The organism is Acinetobacter larvae, from assembly GCF_001704115.1.
Lineage (GTDB): Bacteria > Pseudomonadota > Gammaproteobacteria > Pseudomonadales > Moraxellaceae > Acinetobacter > Acinetobacter larvae.
Genome location: NZ_CP016895.1, coordinates 3,183,758 through 3,201,178 on the forward strand (window position 1 = coordinate 3,183,758; position 17,421 = coordinate 3,201,178).

14 protein-coding genes are annotated in these 17,421 nt (G+C 42.8%); 3 read left to right on the forward strand and 11 right to left on the reverse strand.

The features are described 5' to 3' along the window. Positions 1 to 141: 141 nt before the first annotated feature. Positions 142 to 1,512, reverse strand: coding sequence for an MFS transporter (locus BFG52_RS14065; RefSeq protein WP_067557588.1), 1,371 nt, complete (start codon positions 1,510 to 1,512; stop codon positions 142 to 144). Between the two features lie 147 nt (positions 1,513 to 1,659). Here BFG52_RS14065 and BFG52_RS14070 point away from each other — a divergent pair, with 147 nt between their 5' ends. The 3 genes from BFG52_RS14070 to BFG52_RS14080 are packed head-to-tail and all read left to right on the forward strand — an operon-like array spanning position 1,660 to position 4,591. Beyond that, positions 1,660 to 2,802, forward strand: coding sequence for an ABC transporter substrate-binding protein (locus BFG52_RS14070; protein WP_081408711.1), 1,143 nt, complete (start codon positions 1,660 to 1,662; stop codon positions 2,800 to 2,802). Continuing rightward, positions 2,799 to 3,824: a FecCD family ABC transporter permease gene (locus BFG52_RS14075; RefSeq protein ID WP_067557591.1), complete on the forward strand. Its 1,026-nt coding sequence runs from the start codon at positions 2,799 to 2,801 to the stop codon at positions 3,822 to 3,824. The genes BFG52_RS14070 and BFG52_RS14075 overlap by 4 nt, the downstream gene beginning before the upstream one ends. Further along, positions 3,821 to 4,591, forward strand: a complete 771-nt coding sequence (locus tag BFG52_RS14080) for an ABC transporter ATP-binding protein (protein ID WP_067557595.1) — start codon at positions 3,821 to 3,823, stop codon at positions 4,589 to 4,591. Before BFG52_RS14075 ends, BFG52_RS14080 begins: the two co-directional genes overlap by 4 nt. 2 nt (positions 4,592 to 4,593) lie before the next feature. Here the strand turns inward: BFG52_RS14080 and BFG52_RS14085 are convergent, their stop codons facing one another. The 10 genes from BFG52_RS14085 to BFG52_RS14130 all read right to left on the reverse strand — a co-directional run bounded on the left by BFG52_RS14085 (position 4,594) and on the right by BFG52_RS14130 (position 17,016). Next, the gene (locus BFG52_RS14085; RefSeq protein WP_067559584.1) at positions 4,594 to 5,208 is read right to left on the reverse strand and encodes a TetR/AcrR family transcriptional regulator; all 615 of its coding nucleotides are present in this window, start codon (positions 5,206 to 5,208) and stop codon (positions 4,594 to 4,596) included. 94 nt (positions 5,209 to 5,302) lie between these two features. Next, positions 5,303 to 7,528 (reverse strand): TonB-dependent siderophore receptor, encoded by a 2,226-nt coding sequence (locus BFG52_RS14090; RefSeq protein WP_218921012.1) that lies wholly within the window; start codon positions 7,526 to 7,528, stop codon positions 5,303 to 5,305. Positions 7,529 to 7,770: 242 nt separating this feature from the next. Further along, a complete protein-coding gene (locus BFG52_RS14095) occupies positions 7,771 to 9,315 on the reverse strand; it encodes an oleate hydratase (RefSeq protein WP_407639257.1) in 1,545 nt (514 codons plus the stop codon). Between the two features lie 350 nt (positions 9,316 to 9,665). Then, positions 9,666 to 10,760: a histidinol-phosphate transaminase gene (gene hisC / locus BFG52_RS14100; protein ID WP_067557602.1), complete on the reverse strand. Its 1,095-nt coding sequence runs from the start codon at positions 10,758 to 10,760 to the stop codon at positions 9,666 to 9,668. A gap of 265 nt (positions 10,761 to 11,025) precedes the next feature. Beyond that, positions 11,026 to 12,330, reverse strand: a complete 1,305-nt coding sequence (hisD, locus tag BFG52_RS14105) for a histidinol dehydrogenase (RefSeq protein WP_169817585.1) — start codon at positions 12,328 to 12,330, stop codon at positions 11,026 to 11,028. Between the two features lie 251 nt (positions 12,331 to 12,581). After that, on the reverse strand, positions 12,582 to 13,274 hold the full coding sequence (gene hisG, locus BFG52_RS14110; protein WP_067557605.1) for an ATP phosphoribosyltransferase: 693 nt from the start codon (positions 13,272 to 13,274) through the stop codon (positions 12,582 to 12,584). Next, complete coding sequence (gene murA, locus BFG52_RS14115; protein WP_067557608.1) at positions 13,271 to 14,530, reverse strand: UDP-N-acetylglucosamine 1-carboxyvinyltransferase; 1,260 nt, start codon at positions 14,528 to 14,530, stop codon at positions 13,271 to 13,273. The genes hisG and murA overlap by 4 nt, the downstream gene beginning before the upstream one ends. A gap of 6 nt (positions 14,531 to 14,536) precedes the next feature. Beyond that, positions 14,537 to 14,788, reverse strand: a complete 252-nt coding sequence (gene ibaG / locus BFG52_RS14120) for a BolA family iron metabolism protein IbaG (RefSeq protein ID WP_067557610.1) — start codon at positions 14,786 to 14,788, stop codon at positions 14,537 to 14,539. Positions 14,789 to 14,945: 157 nt separating this feature from the next. Then, the gene (gene hpf / locus BFG52_RS14125) at positions 14,946 to 15,281 is read right to left on the reverse strand and encodes a ribosome hibernation-promoting factor, HPF/YfiA family (RefSeq protein WP_067557613.1); all 336 of its coding nucleotides are present in this window, start codon (positions 15,279 to 15,281) and stop codon (positions 14,946 to 14,948) included. Positions 15,282 to 15,555: 274 nt separating this feature from the next. Further along, positions 15,556 to 17,016: an RNA polymerase factor sigma-54 gene (locus tag BFG52_RS14130; RefSeq protein ID WP_067557616.1), complete on the reverse strand. Its 1,461-nt coding sequence runs from the start codon at positions 17,014 to 17,016 to the stop codon at positions 15,556 to 15,558. Positions 17,017 to 17,421 lie beyond the last annotated feature (405 nt).

The window sequence follows — 17,421 nt, forward strand, 5'->3', positions numbered from 1 at the left end:
AACACGATCAGAAAGCGTCTCAGAAGCCGTATGAGTGTAATGGCATAATAAATCTAGCAAGTTCATCCCAAAAAAATGTCGTGCCCTAAAGCACGACATTTTTACTCGCTTGTAGATACTCACTGGGTTGGATCGATGTACCTAACGATGACGCACAAAGCAGATAGCAAGTAAAAATAACGCCCCCATCAATAACACAGCGGCATGAAAAGCCAGTAGCTCAGCATGTTGTGCGCTATCGCCATGTTGTTGCGCCAAAGCGGCAATCATGGTCATGCCGGTACCCAACACAGCGATGCCCATGGTCATCCCCAATTGGCGTAAGGTATTGAGTATCGCTGCAGCGAAATTACCATCTTCCGCATCAACACTGCTCATAATTAAGGTACTTGAGCCTGGTACAATGAGTCCCACACCAATCCCCATCAAAGCACCACAAACAATAAATAATGCCAAGCTTGAATCGGCCTGAAAACTATACATTGCCAATAATGCTAAACCGGAAATCGCCAAACCAATTTTTAACAAATGCGCTACGGCAAAACGTTGATGCAATTTGGCAAAAGCGATCGATACCACAGCTTGGGTTAAAAATTGCGGTGCAATCAGCCAGCCAGTTTGGGCAGCGCTTAATTGCACTTGATTTTGATAAAACAGTGCAAAAACAAATAGTGAACTATAACCGGCAAATCCCAAGATAAAAGAAATGGCGTTATAGGCTAAAAAACGCTTATTTTTAAATAAATGATTTGGAATCAAAGGATGCTGCGCATGTTTTTGACGCCATGCAAAGGCCATCGTTGCAGCCACAAACAATAAGATACAGAGCAATAGCCAATGCCCCCAATGTGCTTGTTGCAAAGCGATGATGCTATAGGTCAATGTTGCTACAGCTGCTGCACTATAGAGTAAGCCTAAATAGTCAAAAGGTACGCTGCTTGTTTCTCGATCCACCTCAATCCCACAATAACCAAGATAGAGCGTCAATAGACCAACTGGAAGATTGAGCCAAAAAATACTTTGCCAGCCAAAATGATGCACCATCAGCCCGCCCATTAAGGGACCGACAATCAACGAAAAAGCACTAAAGGAGCTCCAACGTCCGATTTCTCTTGCCTTATCTTGTGGTTGCTGAAAATGATGGGCAATAATCGCCAGCGCCAAAGGAATCAGCACAGCACCCGCAACACCTTGTACCAGACGTCCAATAATCAACAGACTGAAATTGCTTGCGAGCGCACAGATCACTGAACCCATGATAAAAATCACGACCCCAAGTAACCATAAGTTTTTGCGTCCAATACGCTGACTGACCGCACCAACTGCCAGCATCAAACTCGATAAACTCAATGCATAACTGTCAATGACCCACTGTAAATCTGCCATATCACTATGAAATTCATCCTGAATACTCCCTAGTGCAAGGTTGACACTACTTAAATCGACCAGACAGAGAAAGGTACTGATATACAGCGCCGCGATAAGATAAATCGGCTTATGGCTCGCTTTCATGCTCCACCTTATATATTCAAATGAGAATCATTATATTACTTATTGACCGACGGTCGGTCAATAAGTATGATGCAATACTGAAATACAGCGCATGCTTCCATCAAGAGCAACCCTTTATCTTCATCACTGACAGCCTTTATACGCATTATGAAAAAACTCGCCTTTCTGCTTTATCTCTATGTCCTGTTGTGCAGTACAACAGCTTGGACACAACAGCAGTTTCAAGCATTCATGCTACAAGATCTCGCAAAACAACAAATCCAGATCAAACGACCTATCGAAAAAGTAATTTTAGCCAATGGTAACTTGGCCTATGCCGTTGCCCTCATCAACCCGACTACAAATCCCTTTCAACGTATTCTAGCCTGGGGCGATGGCTTTAAAGTATCGGACTATACTGGATACCAAGCTTATCAACGGCGTTTTCCGGCATTGTCATCCATTTATACCTTTAAAGACAATGATGTCAGCAGCGTCAATCTAGAAAAAATTATTTCACTGCGTCCAGATGTCGTGGTGTTCAACCTCAGTAGTAAGTCCACGGTCGATGCCTCGAAATTTCCATCGACACTCAGCAAGTTAGGTATTGCAATCGTCTATGTCGATTTTAGTTTAGACAGTGCCAATAACACTGCACCAAGTATTGCCATCTTAGGGCAAATTTTTCAACAAAATGACAAAGCCAAACGCTTCAATCAATTTCGTCAACAGCAGATAGATTTGGTAATGCAAACAATCAAAAAAATACCAGCACAGCATAAACGCCCACAAGTTTTTATTGAACGTGCCGCCGGATTGTATGATGAATGTTGTCTATCTTATGGGCGACATAATCTCGGACGGTTGATCCATCAACTCGGCGCAGACAATATTGCTGAACGTTGGATCAAAGGCTATGGCATGGTGCATCCAGAACAGCTCATGACCAGCCATCCAGATCTCATCATCATGACTGGTGCGGATTGGAAATACTATTCGCCCTATGGGCAATGGATCAATCTTGGACCGGGTATCGATATTTCTAAAAGTCGTCGCAGTATGTTGGGCTTGTTACAACGCCCAGCTTATAAATATCTCACGGCAGTTAAACAACAACGTGTTTATGCTCTCTGGCATCCATTCTATGACAGCCCCTATCAATTTATTGCAATGCAACAAATTGCCAAATGGCTCTACCCCGATATTTTTAAAGATCTCAATCCTGAACAGAACTTCCAAAAACTGCATCATCAGTTCCTGCCCATTCCGTATCAAGCAGGTTATTGGTTCAATATGGACAAAAATTCATGAGTCATCATTATCAAAAATTAGTGCACCGCCGCTTAATCATCTTGCTGCTATTGGCACTGATCACCTTATTGGCATTTATGGCTGAATTGGCACTCGGTCCTGCCAACTACAGTCTAGGGGCAATCAGCCGCGCCCTATTGGGACAATCTTCAGACCAAGCCTTAAATATGGTGCTTTGGGATATTCGTTTACCCATAGCCCTAACCGCAGTCTTGGTCGGAGCCAGTCTGTCTATTGCGGGCTTACAAATGCAGACGGTCCTCAATAACCCCCTTGCCAGCCCATTTACCCTCGGGCTTTCTTCTGCCGCAAGTTTTGGTGCGGCACTCACCATTGTACTGGGCATTAGTTTCTTGCCTGAGCAATGGTTGGTGTATGCGGTATCGGTAAATGCTTTTTTATGTAGCATGTTGGCAGCAGCTTTCATTTACTATTTTAGTCAACGTCATCAAGCCAGTACCGAAATGATTGTGTTACTCGGCACCAGTTTGGTATTTACCTTTAGTGCCCTCACCGATGCGCTACAGTATATTTCACCAGAACAGGCAATCTCTGCCGTAGTATTTTGGAATATGGGCAGCCTTGCACGAACCAATTGGGTCAAACTAGCCATTGTTGCGCTCTGCTTTATCAGTTGTTTTTGCGTATTTGCTCGTCAATCATGGGCACTAACTGCACTGAAGCTGGGCAATAACCGCGCCAAAAGCTTTGGCATCTCTGTAGCAAGTCTACGTTTACAAGGGATTTTATTGAGCAGTGTTTTGGCTGCTTGCTGTGTAGCCTTTGTTGGCGTGATTGGTTTTGTCGGGCTGATTGGCCCTCATATTGCCCGTCTATTGGTTGGCGATGATCAACGTTTTTTATTGCCTGCTTCAGCTTTATCTGGCGCACTTTTACTCTCTTGTGCATCTGTTGCCAGCAAAACCTTAGTCACAGGGCAAAGTATTCCGATTGGTATTGTCACCGCCTTTGTCGGTGTTCCTTTATTTCTTATTTTGATCGTGCGAGCAGTTAAATTATGAGTCATTTAATTCTTCAAGCCGTCGATGCACACTATGCCAATAAAAAAATTTTGCAACAGATCGACCTCGGTCCACTGGCAGCGGGACAATTACATGTCTTACTGGGTGCCAATGCTGCGGGTAAATCAACCTTATTAAAACGTATTTATGGTGAGTTAACAGGTCATGGGGAGATTTTTTGGGGCGCACAGTCCATATCTAAGTTAAAAAAAGAACACCCTCTTTTTCCGCGCTATGTGCCACAAGATACCCAAATGAACTCCAGCATGACAGTGTTTGAAGCAATCCTCATTCCACTCAAACAATCTGGTGCTTGGCAAGTTTCTGATGCAGATATGCGCAGCATCGATCAACTCATGCAACAACTCGCCATTGCACATTTAGCCGCACGGAAAATTCAACATCTCAGCGGTGGGCAACGACAATTGGTTGCCATTGCACAAGCCCTCATCTGCCAGCCAAAAATTTTATTATTGGATGAACCGACCAGCGCCTTAGACTTACACCATCAATTTGAGTTATTACGCTTACTCAAACAGATCGCCAAAGCACAACAGATCTGTATCTTGACCATTTTGCATGATATCAATTTGGCTTTGAACTTTGCAGATAGCCTTAGTGTACTCCACCAAGGCGAAATCTATGCCAGCGGTACCCCACAACAGGTGATCACGCCTCAAATGCTTGCCGATGTGTATCGAGTACGCGCCCATTTGCTACATAGCCACCACCAACAAGCCGTGGTGGTGGTCGAGGCTGCACTTTAACACTATTCAGCGCGCAGCATATTTAAATACTGCTGCGCGATGTGCTCTGAAAAGTCAGAAATATCTTTCAGTTGATTGGCAATCGCTTCATCGGCAACACCATGTACCCCGCAGTAAATCAAGAGCGCGGTTAAATGAGGTTGCTCAAGCCGCCAGATTCCAGCCTGCTCCCCCCCAGTTAAAATTCCAAGCAATTGCTCAACCACCATATTTTTTTCATTATTTTTGCGTTCATGATGATGCACCCCAAAAACAATATCATGCACAGGATAGCTGTCTAAATAAGTCTGAATATTGGCAGAGACCCAAACTTTGAATTGGCTCACCCAATCCTCTGGGTCACATTGCGCAACGGCTTGATCTAAAGCTTCAATAAAATAATCGATATAACGCTTTTTTAAGGCTTCAATAATATGCTGCTTAGACTCAAAATAGTGATAGAACGTACCTTTGGCAACACCCACACTGGCAATAATTTCGCTGATGGTGGTTGCCTCAACCCCTTTTTCTAAAAATAACGTTTGCGCGGCATTCATGAGCTCATCAATACGAACTTCTGCTGGCTTAGTGCGTCTTTGGCGCGTCTTGGCGGAGGCGATTTGAGATTGAGATGACATATAGCCCCATTTATTTTCATACAATGTGGCTCATTATAGGTCAGCCCCACCCGATTCACAATTTACATGCATGCACGGTGGGGCTGTATTGGCTTTACCATTGATAGTCGAAGCTAAGACGAACATTACGGTCTTGACCGACAAAGCAATACATTTGCGAAGTACAGCTCGCCACATAGTGTTTATTGCTGACATTATCGACTTTCAATGCGATACTCGATTGTTTTAAGCTGGGTAGCATTGCATCCAAAGCATAATGCAGGCTGATATCCCATAATGTTGCTGCCGGAACTTTAAAATGATTTTTAGGATCGCCATAACTCGATCCCAAATAACGTACCCCAGTACCTAAGGTTAAACCCGCCAACATCGTACGATCGAAATGATAATCTAACCACAGCGTTGCACTATGCTCAGGGGTTTGTGTCAATCCTTTACCTTGATAGGTCGTGTCTTTAATCAACTCATTATCTAAATAAGTATAGCCAGCATTGATATTAATCTGTGGGGTTAATTTTCCAATGGCTTGTAAGTCTAAGCCCCGACTACGCACTTCACCCGCTTGTAAATTAAAGCCCAAATGTTCAGCATCGCCAGTTTTTAAATTGGTTTGATTGAGCTGAAAAATAGCTGCTGTCAACAATAACTGCTGATTGGGCATTTTATATTTTAAGCCAAGCTCAGTTTGTTTGGTTTCCACAGGCACAAATAAACTGCCGTCATGTTTAGTGCCGAGTATTGGATCAAATGCGGTGGAATAACTGATATAAGGCACCCAGCCCTGTTCAAATACATAACTCAAGGCACCACGATAGCTCCATTTTTTTTCATTCTGATTTAGCTCTGTCACGTTTGGAGAATAAATATTGGTTTTCTGATCATTTTTAGCATGGTCATAACGTGCTGCAACATTCAAGCGCCATCCCTGATAGGACAATTGATCCTGCACATAAAAACCAATCCGATCAAAATCTTGTTGTTCTTTCCATGGTGCCGCATAACTGCTGCTAAAGTCAGGTGTCACTTCGGTATGATAAGGCGGTTGATAAGGATCAAATAAAATAGGACCTACACTATATAAGGCATTTTTTAATGTGCCCGTCGTATAATCCACACCAACGGCTAAATCATGCCCAAGCGCTCCAGTATTGAATTGCCCTGTAATATACTGGTCAATAGAAAAAGTTGAAACTGTCGCTGGGGTATCCTCATAATAGCCTTTCAACATTGGGCGACCATTCTGCTCTTGATAACCATAAACAATGCTACGATAAATATCTGAGTCAATATGCATATAACGTGCATTACTCACCAAACGCCATTGTTCATTCAAACGATATTGCAGCAATGAACTCAGCGACTTTTGCGTACGAGATGAGCTATTCGCACGATAATCTGTATAACTCTGATGACGGTCCAATGCCGGATAAGTACTTTGGTTCAAACCATAAAATACTGCAGGTAGAGCATTATAATTGGGCAGTTCTGGTTCTCTGGTATAACTGCCCATTACAGTCCAGTCTAATTGTGCATTGGGACGCCATGTGATGGATGGCGCAAAATACAAACGACGATGATGGCTATTTTGAATTTGATTATCACTGTCTAATGCACTCACAACCGTACGATATAATAAACTCCCCGACTGATTTAATGGACCAGTACTATCAAGACCTAAACGTTTTTCATCATAGCGCCCATAACCAATTTGTATAGCGTGACGACTCTCTTCTTGCGGTCTTTTACTGATCTGGTTAACCACACCACCCCCCAAGCCCTGACCATATGTAGCCGATGCTGGTCCTCGTAATACTTCAATTTTTTCTAATCCAAATGCATCGATTTGCGGTAACCAGCTACCCGGGTTACTCACCACACGGATTCCATCGAGATAATAATCTGCATCAACCCCACGAATCCGAGTTAAATCTAAATAACTACCAAAGCCACCAAACTTTTCACTATTTAACCCCGCACTATAACGTAAGGCTTCACTGCTACTGTGTGCTTGTTGCAATGCCATTTGTTGCTGGCTCACCACATTAATCGACTGTGGTGTTTCAGCAAGATCGACTGCAATTTTATTGGCAACCTGTACTTTTTTAGATAAACCATAGGGATCTTGTTGCGTATTCTCAGAAGCCGCATAAACAATGGTAGGTAATACGGTAATGTCATCATCATCGCTATTTGGCGCAGCAAAACTATTCAAGGGCATCAACATTAAGCTGGTAGCAAAACACGTTGATGTACAGCATGCGAATGCGCATTGTTGCAATGCCATCACCAAGCGCTTAACCGGAAAAAAGATGGGTTCCATGTCTGAGATCTTTTAAAAATAAAAAGATTATATTTACCGACCGACCGTCGGTCAATAATATTGAGAATAATTTTCATTTCATTCTGATTCAAGAACTGGACACCGGATAAATCATGATCGATATTTTACAAATAAAATGCAGTGCACTCACATGCACTGCATGCCGACTCAACACAACAACAAAGTCTGCGGCTAAATCTTAAAGCCTAAATCTTAAATCAGACAAACTGTTGAACAGCTTATTAGTGAAAGACTGCTTCCAATGCTTTTAAGCCCACTTTCGGATCCAGTAAGCCATTATAAATTTCTGGTATTTCTCTAGGAACCGCAAAGAAATGATAAATTGCTTGCATCGCACCACGTACCGAATATTCCACGGTAAAGACTACGTCATCTTCAATTTCCACAAATTGACCGACAAAGGCAAAATTCTCAGCGCCCTTTGGAATAACCAATGGTCGATCCCCCGGTTTACGGCATGCAAATAATGCCGAGGCATAAGGCATCATCACGGTCGTTATCTCGGTATTTGCTAATACATGCGTTAAAATATCATCAAAACCTAACTGTAAAATAAGCTCTGTTAATATCTCTGTCCCTGTCGCTTCACTCATCGGTTTTTTAATATAATCGCCAATATGATCAATCTGGAAACCATAGCCCCACAAGGTATAGCTTCCATCAGGTAGGTCTGCAAAATGGGGCTGTGCAGGAACAACAATTGACAAATGCCATCCCGACTCAAACCATGTCATTAATGCACCCGTACCCGGTTGATTTCCCGTATATTCAATAATACGATTGAGCAAAACATCATCTTTTAAGGTCAACGTAAAAGACTCCCATTTATGCTCGTCCACATTGCCACAAAATGTCATGGGACGACCAAAATCTGGGGCTTTTTGAGAAATTTTTTGCCATAAACTCCAACCATGATCCAAACGATCACGAATCAATTCAGGTACATCATCTTGAGTAGCATATCGAGAATCAGCTGTGATTGAGCCTAGGGTAAAAATAGCGAGATCATGTGCTGGTAAATCTATTTGTTCAGAACCTTCTGGCAGTTTGACATATAAGCGTGTTGCACGGCGCTGCCCAGTCTGTTCATCCTCAACAAAATCGGCATCTTCTACATAATGTCCAAAGCGCACATCAACACCTTGTGCTTGTAACCAACGCTGTAGCGGTAAAATCATGGAATCATATTGATTGTATTTTGTACGCTTCACACCAGCTAGGGTATGGATACGAGGTAACTCCTGAATAAAACGCAGAAAATAACGGCGTAACTCAGCAGCACTATGCCACTTCTGAAAAGCAAAAGTTGTACGCCACATCCGCCAAAAATTGCATGCAAAGAAACTATCGTCAAAAAACTCATCGATACGCCGACTACCAATACGTTCCTCTTTTGATGCTAAAAGGCGTAACATTTGTGCGCGATGTAACGTGTTTAAACCTAATTTTTCTGCATCGACAATAACATGTTGTGCATCAATCAAACGCGCTTGTGCATGTGTCTGAATACGCGCATTGAATTCAAGGCATTCTTCTCGGACAGAAATATCTGGGTTTTCTAATGATGGAATACTCGAAAATAAATCCCATAAACATAAATAAGTTTCATCGGTCAACATACGTCCGCCACGCGTCACCCATGCTTTGGCGGCATTTGGTGTATGCCCACCATCCATTGCACCCCCCGAAATATCTAATTCCTCTAAAATATGAATATGTTGTGGCGGCACTTGAGCATCACGTATCGCGAATGCAGCTGCGGCCATACCCGCCACCCCACCACCAATAATCCAGATATGTGCTTGTTTTGGGTCAAGTATATTGTGTTGATTATTTTTCACTTCGCTACCTCATTGATCATAATAATGCACTTTTATAGTTGAACATGATCATAAGACAAAGTGGTGTAAATGAATTAATTTTTTCGCAATATTATAAAATTCAATGATTTTGATTAAATCAATCAGAAATCACGAATTTAAAATAACACCGTTCAAACGGTCAGAAGATCTCTATAACACTAAGTCACAAAATGTGTTGTGCACGAACCTTTCAGCAGAGCTCGCTCAAAAATCACAGCGTTTTTTTGAGCGAGCCTACGTGTTCAAGTCTTGGCTTAAGACTTTAAAATATGCTGCTGCAAAGTGTCTAAGAGCCGTTGGTGCTGGGCTGGCGTCCCCACTGTAATTCGCAGAAATTGGTCAATACGCGCTTTATTAAAATAGCGCACGATGATGCCGTGTTCGCGCAGTTGTTGTGCTAAGTCTGCGGCATCATGTGCAGGGTGACGGGCAAAAATAAAGTTTGCTTTGGATGGTAAGACTTCAAATCCTAAAGCGCTCAACTGTGCTATTAATTGCTCACGATCCTCAATTACCTGCTGACAACGCGCAGCAAAATAATCCTGATCTTGAAATGAAGCCACCGCAGCGGCAATGGCAAAACGGTCGATTGGATAAGAGTTAAAACTATTTTTAACCGCTTCTAGTGCCTGAATCAAATGCGGTTGTGCAATGGCATAACCGACCCGTAATCCTGCCAATGAGCGTGACTTAGACGTGGTTTGACAGACCAGCAAGTTTTCATAACGTGTGACCAAACTCACTGCTGACTCAGCACCAAAATCGACATAAGCCTCGTCAATGACCACCACACTGTCTGGATGCGCTTGCAATAGACGCTCAATCTGCTGCAATGGCAAAGCAATACTGGTCGGTGCATTGGGATTGGCAATAATAATGCCACCATTCGCCTGCTGATAATCTTCGACATCAATTTCAAAGTGTTCATTCAGCGCAATCATTTTGCTTTCGATGGCAAAAAACTGGCTATAGACTGGATAAAAACTATAACTGATATCTGGATACAATAAGGGGCGTGGCTGACGAAAGAAGGCTTTAAAGATATGTGCCAACACTTCATCTGAACCATTGCCCACAAAAACATGTGTACTGTCTACCCCTTGCTGTGTAGCGATTGCTTGTTTTAATGCACTGGCATCAGGGTCTGGATATAAACGTAAACATGCAGCATCATGTTGCAATAACTGTTGCACTGCTGCGACCACTTTCGGCGAAGGTGGATAAGGGTTTTCGTTGGTATTGAGTTTGAGTAAATTATCGATTTTAGGTTGTTCGCCAGGCACATAGGGCTCAAGCTGACGAACTTCTGGACTCCAAAAACGTTGTTGTTGTGCGGTGCATTGTGACATAACAGTTCTCTTGATTGTCTCTTGATTGCTGCATCCTGCAAGCCAACATCTGGATCATGCGCCACGTCTGTTTGCTCATGCAAAATGCTTCACATTAGATGATTTTAAGGGATATGCGCCTAAGGGGGTTCAGACCATCTTTAGACCTCATTGCCTTAATCGGCAGAATGTCTTAGAAAATACTTTTACTGAATAGTCTTAGAAAGACACATCATGAAATCATAGGTCGTTGTCTGCATTTCAGACCACGACCTAAACAGCGTATTTAGGCCTGATGGCGATAACGTGCTGAACGTGCATGGGCATCAAGATTTTCTTGCTGTGCCAATATATCCGCTGTTTTTGCGAGGGTTTTTACCCCTTGTTCAGAACACATAATCAAGCTGGAACGCTTTTGAAAGTCATAAACCCCTAGCGGTGAAGAAAAACGTGCCGTGCCGGACGTCGGCAACACATGGTTCGGACCAGCACAATAATCACCAATTGCTTCAGGCGTATAACGTCCCATAAAAATCGCACCGGCATGACGAATCTGTTCAGACATCGCTACTGCTTCATCTAAACATAATTCCAAATGCTCTGGCGCCACTTGGTTAATCAGATCCACTGCTTCTTGACGGTTTTTCACCAACACCAAAGCCCCACGGTTGGCAATAGACTCGCGTGCAATATCTGCTTTGGGCAGAGCTTGTAAATGTGCTTCTATGGCTTCGGCAACGGCATCGAGTAATGCTGCATCGGGGCTAATAAAAATTGCCTGTGCCACGGTGTCATGTTCAGCTTGAGACAAAACATCCATCGCTAACCATTCGGCATTATTGGCACCTTCAGCATAAACTAAAATCTCCGAAGGACCGGCAATCATATCGATACCAACCTGACCAAATACCGCACGTTTCGCAGCAGCAACAAAGCGATTCCCCGGACCGGTAATTTTATCGACCGATGGAATGGTCTCAGTACCATATGCCAAGGCAGCAACAGCTTGCGCCCCACCAATGGTAAAGACGCGGTGTACACCGGCCAAGTGCGCTGCAGCCAATACCAAGGGGTTGAGCACGCCATTCGGGGCGGGTACCACCATAATAATTTCTGTTACCCCAGCAACTTGCGCTGGAATTGCGTTCATTAATACCGATGAAGGATAAGACGCCAAACCACCAGGAACATAAATCCCCACGCGATCAAGCGGTGTTACTTTTTGCCCCAAGGTATTTCCGAGCGCATCGACGTATTGCCAGCCCTCTTGCTTTTGCGCTGTATGAAAGGCACGAATACGCTCGGCGGCAAGCTGCAAAGCATTTTTAACCTCAGGATCTAACTGTTCAAAGGCTTGTTTTAAGCTGGCTTGCGAGAGTTCTAAATCGCTGAATTGATGCGCTGGATGTCGATCGAACTGTTGCGTAAGCTTAAGGACATGAGCATCGCCATGACGACGTACATCAGCAATAATCTGATCTACGGTCACCAATAACTCAGGGTCATTTACGGTTTCAAAAGCCAACAAATCTGCAAATGTTTGTTGGAAGTTCTGATCTTCAGTCGATAAACGGCGCATCAATTTACTCACTCCGTCAAAATAAATGAAATGAATCAAGACATGATTCATCGGAAAGCTTTAGTGTACCTTGTTTCTGCGATCTTGTGATGAAGATATCGCGCTAAAATCAACAATATCATTCATCACTTCCCACGCAGACAAAAAGAAACCGCCGAAAAATCGACGGTTTAGCTTTATAGACCATGTACCTTACAGCAAATGCCTTATAACGTGCAGCTTCGATATTCAATAGACAAACTGCTCAATTCTATAAGGTTTGATTAATCTGCCTGACGTGCATTCACGGCGGCTTCAAGCTGTGCCAAGATTGGGTTCAACAAAGCTTGTTTACGTTTAAAACTGGCTTTATTGACAATTAAACGTGAAGACACTTTGCAAATTTCTTCCAAAGGCTCCAAACCATTGGCACGCAAGGTATTACCGGTATCAACGACATCGACAATATAATCACCAAGGCCAACCAAAGGTGCCAACTCCATCGAACCATAGAGTTTGATCACATCGACTTGCTCACCTAAACTGGCATAGTATTGGCGGGTTAAATTGACATATTTGGTGGCGATTTTGAGACGACCTTTGGGACGTTGCATACCCACTTTGGCAGCAGTCATCAGCTTACAGTTGGCAATTTTTAAGTCTAACGGTTCATAGACATGGTGTGCGCCATGCTCCATCAGCACATCTTTACCCGCAACGCCAAGATCAGCAGCGCCATTTTCGACATAAGTCGGCACATCCGAAGCACGTAAAATCAAAATTCGCACCTGCTTATGTGTGGTGGGAAAAATCAATTTACGTGATTTTTCAGGATCTTCCAATAGGTTAATCCCTGCGGTTTCAAGCAAAGGTAACGTTTCTTTTAAAATACGCCCCTTGCTTAATGCCAATGTTAAACCATGATCAAAATTACCCATTACATCAAAATTTGGATCATCGTTTGTTATGTCATTCATGAACTTACTCGCTTAATTTTTGCGCCTAAACCTTGTAACTTTTCTTCAATTTGCTCATAACCACGGTCTATATGGTAGATGCGGTCAATGAGCGTTTCACCTTCAGCCGCTAAAGCAGCCAATACCAATGAAAAAGATGCACGTAAGTCTGTTGCCATCACGGGTGCAGCCGATAGTTTTTCAACACCAGTTACCACGGCATCATTGCCTTCAACCTGAATATTGGCACCCATACGTGACAACTCAGGTACATGCATAAAACGATTTTCAAAAATCGTTTCCGATACCGTCGCAAAACCACGACCAATGGCATTCACCGCCATCAACTGTGCTTGCATGTCTGTCGGAAAATCAGGATGTGGCAGTGTTCTAAAACTGACTGCCTTGGGGCGCTTGCCTTGCATATCCAATTCGATCCAATCATCCCCACGGGTCACTTCTGCCCCCATTTCTTCGAATTTTTCGAGCACAGCTTCTAATAAGTTTGGATCGGTATGGGTAGTTTTGACACAACCGCCAGTCATGGCAGCAGCAGCCAGATAAGAGCCTGTTTCAATACGATCAGCAACCACGGCATATTCACAGCCATTTAAATGCTCTACCCCAGTCACCACCAAGGTATCGGTATCGATGCCATCAATCTTGGCGCCCATCTTGATCAGCATATGTACAAGGTCGGTAATTTCAGGTTCTCTTGCAGCATTCCGAATGGTGGTTACCCCGTCGGCGAGGACGGCAGCCATCAATATATTTTCGGTGCCCCCGACAGTGACCATGTCAAAAATCACTTCGCCGCCTTTTAAACGACCATCAACTTTGGCATGAACATAGCCCGCTTCGACTTCGATCTGTGCACCCAAAGCCTCCAACGCTTTTAAGTGCTGATCGACTGGGCGTGAACCAATGGCACAGCCTCCAGGTAAAGAAACTTGCGCATGACCATAACGTGCCAATAATGGACCCAGTACTAAAATCGATGCCCGCATGGTCTTAACCAATTCATAAGGGGCAAATTGATTGTCGATGCTAGAGGCATCTGCGGTCACTGTATCCCCTTGATAATTGATCTTCACCCCAAGCCCAGCAATCAATTTGACCAAGGTGTTAACGTCCATCAAATTTGGAACATTACGCAGTGTCATCGGTGTTTCAGCCAGAATCATTGCGGCCAATAGCGGTAAAGCGGCATTTTTAGCACCAGAAATCCGCACTTCACCTTGCAGTGTGACACCGCCAGTGATTAAAAATTTATCCATAAGTGTTTAAGCTCCAAACATACTTGCTTTACGCCATTCTTCTTTGGTCATTGCACGAATGGTGACGGCATGTACTTCACCACTGGCAATATAAGCATTAATAGGCGCATAGACAGCCTGTTGGCGCGCTACAGATCTTTGCGTTTCAAAACGATCATCGACGATGCGAAGATCAAATTTGCCTGCTTGCCCACTTACCGCGATTTCAGCCTCAGGAAAAGCTGCTTTTAAAATTTCAGTGAGCTGTTCACTATTCATTGCAAAGACCTCTTAAAACACCGACGGTATAAAAACTGCTTATCTTACTAAAGTCATGACAACAATTCATCTGCCATAACACATATATCTACAAAAAAAGGGGATGGTACAAAAAAAGAGGTCAAAGCTAACCTCTTTTTTTTATTAGAGATAAAAGCTATTCAATCGCTAAACTAGGATAATGATTTTGCATTGCACGATGACGCTGCAACTGACGTTTGATCTTTTCTAACATCTGCTTGATCGAACTATACATATCGTCAGCAGATGCTTGTGCAAATAATTCAATGCCCGGCAGGCGAATAATCGCTTCAGCAATATGATTGGCACTGCCTTTTTTAGATCGTTTATCAATTTGATGATCTTTGCTCAGCTTAATTTGCATGCTATTGATTTGATCCAGATGCTGCGTCATTTGCTGCAACTTACTACGAATGGAGTGTTCTATTGCGGGGGTAATGGATAAGTGATGACCACGAATTATTATTTGCATAATTTATCCCTCTCCTGTTTTAGGATGTCTTCAACAGTAGCGGCGAACGGCAACAGAGCAGATAAACCACATTGAATGATTGCAATAACTCAAGTTGACATTCGAACCACTCCCTAATATCTAGCAACGCATCTCAGTATCTGTATTTAAAATCTCGCTCAAACAATCCTATTCAAATGATCGGGTACAAGCGATCTTTCCCAACAAATATCTGAAAATTTAATTTGTCATTATGAGGTCATAATGCTCAATTAGCATAGTCCGACTGGCAAATCTAGATCAATACTTTTCGGTCAGAAGATGCAGGAATATGTAACGATTCGCGATATTTCGCGATGGTTCTTCTGGCGACATCAATACCATCTTGCTGTAATAAATTTGCAATCGCATTATCAGACAATGGCTTACGTGGGTTTTCTTCAGCAATCAGCTTTTTAATTTTCGCCCGAATTGCTGTTGAAGAAATTTCACCACCACTGCTGGTCGCAACATGACTGGAAAAAAAGTATTTCAGCTCAAATAATCCTCGTGGTGTCAGTAAATACTTATTGGTCGTGACACGTGACACTGTAGACTCATGCAAAGAGACTTCTTCAGCAATATCACGCAAGACCAATGGAATCATGCCTTCTGGACCCAGCTCTAAAAAACGCCGTTGATGTGCAACAATACAACTGGCAACCTTCAATAATGTTTTATGCCGTTCATCAATGCCCTTAATAAAGTTTTTAGCTTCTAGCATATGCTGACGTAAGTATTGATTATCACTGCTTTGATCCGCTCGACGAATCATATTGGCATAATAAGGATTGACCCGTAATTTAGGCACGATGTCAGGATTTAATTGTACCTGCCAACGTCCCTGCTTCTGTGTCACCACCACATCAGGAATCTGATATTCATCTTGTTGTGCGTTAAACTGGCGCCCCGGATAAGGCGCCAAGGTCTTGAGCAAACGTATAGCGGACTTTAATTGTTCAGCATTTAAACCACTTTGTTTTAAAAGTTTGTTTAAATCATTGGCAATAAACAAATGCTCAAAACCCAAAAGACGTAGCGCCTCGTCCCGATAAGGTGTTGGTATCGGTAGCATATCTAATTGTATTTTTAAACATTCTGTTAAATGAGTCGCCCCCACCCCGACAGGCTCCAAACGCTGTAAATGCTTCAATACAACTTTTATCTCATCAAGTTCTATCTGCTCAGCCTCTGGGTCATATTGCAACAAGAGCTGTTGTGCTGAAACAAGAACCTCATCAAGACTGGCTTCTAAATAGCCGCGTTCATCTAAGGCATCCACCAAGCAATAGGCAATTATTTTCTCGATACTCGACAGATTTAACAGTTGCAATTGTTGTAGCATATGTTGTTTTAAAGAACCAGTAACCGAATGATTATCCTCACGTTCTTCATATTCAGGACGTTCTAGCGCAGTGCTTTGATGGGTATAAATATCATCCCATTGGGTATCGACAGGTAAATCGTTGGGTAGATGATCGGCATTGAGTTGTTCCGATACAATCTGGGTTTCCGCTTCCAGCGTTGTCTGCGGTACTGCATCCAATGGAACCTGCTGTTGTTCTTCTATTTTTTCTAATAATGGATTTAGTTCCAATTGTTCTTGTACTTCTTGCTCTAGTTCTAGGCTGGAAAGTTGCAGCAAACGTATAGCTTGTTGTAATTGTGGTGTCAAAGATAGTGAATTTGCAACTTTCAAACCTAACGATAACTTCATTGTCTTCCCCCTTCGCATGACTAGCTTAAGCAAAAAGCATGCCTGAATTATTTTTATAGCATAGCTCTCATCAACATCCTATATCTGAATGCCAGTATCCAAACATAAAAGCATTCTTGTCGAACAATTGTAGAACAAAGCACGCTACAAGATATTTTCTTGATCTTTATTTAAACACTTGACATCAGAATAATATTTCACCTATGTTGACGAAATGAAATGCTTGTTGTTACTCAGAATTTTTTTTATTTTACCCGTGAATGACAGACAAAGACGGCATGAACATGGCGATAAATAACGCGGTTGAATTTAAATTATAGTGACAACCTCAATACAACTAGCTACATTAAACCTCAATAACAACACAGCATAAGGCGCTTGGATCGGCGCAAGACAACAACAGCA

Excerpts from the sequence above, each read along its gene's own strand:
- hpf (WP_067557613.1), bottom strand. The coding sequence starts at position 15,281 with ATGCAAATAATAATTCGTGGTCATCACTTATCCATTACCCCCGCAATA.
- BFG52_RS14085 (WP_067559584.1), bottom strand. The coding sequence starts at position 5,208 with ATGTCATCTCAATCTCAAATCGCCTCCGCCAAGACGCGCCAAAGACGC.
- BFG52_RS14090 (WP_218921012.1), bottom strand. The coding sequence starts at position 7,528 with ATGGAACCCATCTTTTTTCCGGTTAAGCGCTTGGTGATGGCATTGCAA.
- hisG (WP_067557605.1), bottom strand. The coding sequence starts at position 13,274 with ATGAATGACATAACAAACGATGATCCAAATTTTGATGTAATGGGTAAT.
- BFG52_RS14095 (WP_407639257.1), bottom strand. The coding sequence starts at position 9,315 with ATGGCCGCAGCTGCATTCGCGATACGTGATGCTCAAGTGCCGCCACAA.
- hisC (WP_067557602.1), bottom strand. The coding sequence starts at position 10,760 with ATGTCACAATGCACCGCACAACAACAACGTTTTTGGAGTCCAGAAGTT.
- BFG52_RS14070 (WP_081408711.1), top strand. The coding sequence starts at position 1,660 with ATGAAAAAACTCGCCTTTCTGCTTTATCTCTATGTCCTGTTGTGCAGT.
- BFG52_RS14080 (WP_067557595.1), top strand. The coding sequence starts at position 3,821 with ATGAGTCATTTAATTCTTCAAGCCGTCGATGCACACTATGCCAATAAA.
- BFG52_RS14075 (WP_067557591.1), top strand. The coding sequence starts at position 2,799 with ATGAGTCATCATTATCAAAAATTAGTGCACCGCCGCTTAATCATCTTG.
- BFG52_RS14065 (WP_067557588.1), bottom strand. The coding sequence starts at position 1,512 with ATGAAAGCGAGCCATAAGCCGATTTATCTTATCGCGGCGCTGTATATC.
- BFG52_RS14130 (WP_067557616.1), bottom strand. The coding sequence starts at position 17,016 with ATGAAGTTATCGTTAGGTTTGAAAGTTGCAAATTCACTATCTTTGACA.
- ibaG (WP_067557610.1), bottom strand. The coding sequence starts at position 14,788 with ATGAATAGTGAACAGCTCACTGAAATTTTAAAAGCAGCTTTTCCTGAG.
- murA (WP_067557608.1), bottom strand. The coding sequence starts at position 14,530 with ATGGATAAATTTTTAATCACTGGCGGTGTCACACTGCAAGGTGAAGTG.